The organism is Ideonella sp. B508-1 (assembly GCF_000333615.1).
Classification (GTDB): Bacteria; Pseudomonadota; Gammaproteobacteria; order Burkholderiales; family Burkholderiaceae_C; genus Ideonella.
Genome location: NZ_BADL01000403.1, coordinates 1 through 1,193 on the forward strand (window position 1 = coordinate 1; position 1,193 = coordinate 1,193).

Annotated in this window: 1 protein-coding gene; it reads right to left on the reverse strand. The window is 62.8% G+C overall.

The genetic code is table 11. The annotated features are described in order from the left end of the window. Window positions 1-129: 129 nt before the first annotated feature. The gene (locus I73_RS16680) at window positions 130-915 is read right to left on the reverse strand and encodes a hypothetical protein (protein ID WP_148289821.1); all 786 of its coding nucleotides are present in this window, start codon (window positions 913-915) and stop codon (window positions 130-132) included. Window positions 916-1,193: the final 278 nt, after the last annotated feature.

A 1,193-nucleotide genomic window follows, 5' to 3' on the forward strand; every position in this document is an offset into this window, starting at 1 on the left:
GCCATGGTCACCTTGGGCTTTGCGCTGGGCATGCTGATGTCCATCGCCAAGAGCCGCCGGCTGATCCAGACCTGAACGCCCACGAAAAAGGGCTCCCGCAGGAGCCCGGACTCGGCACATCGGCAGGCATCACCGGATGTCGCTGTGGCAACCCGGCGCTGAGGTCGACGCGGTCAGCATGTTCTCCAGCACCGGTTTGGCATCCCAGTCGTGGTCCCAGGCGTATTCCAGGGTCAGCCCTGTGGCGATCACGCGCCCCCGTTTCCAGCAATAGTCGACCAATGTGGCATTCCCCACCGTGTCGGTGAGGATGACCTTGACAGGCGGCTGGACCATCAGGGCATTCTGGCTGGCAGAGCTGCCATTGATCGAAGTCGGCACGCCCCGCATCAGGGGCCACTCGGGCAGGACAACCACATCCAGATCGTCACGCGCGTTATAAGACGCGACATTCCTGGGCAGGACCCCTGTGAAGCGGCCATTGTTCCAGCCATGGTCGGCCACGTGAAACTCCAGGGTCCGCGCCCCGGTCATCACCCATTGATTGATGCGCCCCATCTGACCTTTCAGGGTGTCGTAGAAAGGCTGCGGCTGATCGCTGGCAACAATGATCACGGAGTACCACGCCAGCGTGGCGTCGGACATCGCTGCGAGATCCTTGGCCGTGGCCGTCACAAAGGCCACCCCCAGCTTGGTGAGGATGGTTTCATTGGCCGTGGAACCCCATGGCGGCACCTCTTGCAGCAGCAGCGCCGTGGGGAGCTTCAGCCGGGTATTCTGGGCGGCCACGGAAGCAGTGCCCGTCGCATTACTCGCCGCCGAGGAACCGGGCGTGGTGACAGTGGCCGATGCGCCGAGCGCCACCATGGACAACAGCACCGCCAACAGGCGGGGACAAGCTCGGGCATGTTTCATGATGAGAGATCCTCGATCGAGAAGGGACACGATCCGTGGGAACAACCAAGCCCTGACAGATTGACGCATCCACGTAGTCAAGGCAATCCTAGGAATCCCACGGACCAACCGCCATCCCTACGGAGAAGGAGATCCCCCCGAACAAGGGAGCGCCCTCCACAGGCTTGTGGAGTAGCGAAGGGAAGGTCTCACGGCTGGGCCGTGAAACGCACGGTGAATACTGTGCCTGGCCGCTCGCCCGCAGGCACCGGTCCCCCATTCCAGGCATTCTCGATGTC

What these genes read in the sequence shown, in the direction of transcription:
- I73_RS16680 (WP_148289821.1), bottom strand. Translation starts at nt 915, where the DNA reads ATGAAACATGCCCGAGCTTGTCCCCGCCTGTTGGCGGTGCTGTTGTCC.